Annotated in this window: 1 protein-coding gene; it reads right to left on the reverse strand. The window is 62.4% G+C overall.

Translation table 11 applies throughout. The features are described 5' to 3' along the window. Positions 1-27 precede the first annotated feature (27 nt). A complete protein-coding gene (locus AWC07_RS03795) occupies positions 28-1,056 on the reverse strand; it encodes an IS630 family transposase (protein ID WP_085104959.1) in 1,029 nt (342 codons plus the stop codon). Positions 1,057-1,135: the final 79 nt, after the last annotated feature.

The following is a 1,135-nucleotide window of genomic DNA, read 5'->3' on the forward strand; positions in this document are numbered from 1 at the left end:
TACTAAGCCGAGCGTTAGTAAGGCGACTTAGGCGGTGATGTAAGCGAGGTGAGGGTCGGCGAAGAATCCGCGGATCGTATTGACTCGCCTTTGAAGTCGGCGCAGGGCAGTGGCCACGATGGCCTTGAAGTGGTCGCCATCGATGATCGAGGTCTTGCCGATGCGGTCGTGTTTGACGTTTTTCCATACCCACTCGTCAGGATTGAGCTCTGGTGAGTAACCGGGCAGGAAGAACAGTTTGAGCCGCCCGCCGGTGGACGTTACGAACTGCTGGGTGATCTTGGCGCGGTGAGCGGGGTGGCCGTCGACGACAAGATAGACCGGACCGTCAGCATCGGCGAGCAAGCGCTTACAAAACTCGACGAACACCGTCGCGTTGACGCCGCCTTCGCGGATCATGAACCGCAGCGCGCCGGTCGCGGTGACCGCGGAGAGCATATTGAGCCGATACCGGGCGCCGGTACTGCGCACGGTCGGGGTGTGCCCGCGCGGGGCCCAGGTGGTGCCGGAATGGTAATCCGAGCGCACCCCGGCTTCGTCGGCGAAATAGATCGTCGCCTTGTCTTTCTTGGCCTGCTCGCGGATCTTGGGGAATACCTCGGTCTTCCATTGATGCACCGCCTCGGGGTTCTGCTCATAGGCCCGGTGCAGCGGGCGCTGCGGGCTGAACCCGAGCTTGCGCAGGATCCGGCCGATCGTGCTCGGATGCAGCTGTACCCCGAACTCACGCACAACGACCGTGGCGATCATCTCCCGGGTCCACAGCCCGAAGTCGAACTGCAGCTGGCGCGGGTCCGAGCACGCCACGATCTCACCCAGTCGTGCCAACTGTGCGTCTGTCAACGTCGGCGGTCGGCCTGGCACCGGCTTGGCCTGTAACGCTTCAGTCCCGCCCTGCAGGTACTGCCACCACCATCGGTACACCGAACCACGGTGCAGACCAAGCGTTTTGGCAACATCGGCGACGGACGTACCGGCCTTGATCCGGTCTACCGCCCGCACCCGCAACGCCTCGAGTGTGGCATGGTCGAGCTTACGACCATCGTTGTCCCGCATAGTAATAAGTCAACACGACCGCCCCGGAAAGACAGTGCACCGTACACCGTGTGTCGCCTTACTTATGCGCGACTTAGTA

Source organism: Mycobacterium gastri (assembly GCF_002102175.1).
Taxonomy (GTDB): Bacteria; Actinomycetota; Actinomycetes; order Mycobacteriales; family Mycobacteriaceae; genus Mycobacterium; species Mycobacterium gastri.

Bases quoted from the DNA above. Each gene is read 5' to 3' on its own strand.
- AWC07_RS03795 (WP_085104959.1), bottom strand. From the start codon at position 1,056: ATGCGGGACAACGATGGTCGTAAGCTCGACCATGCCACACTCGAGGCG.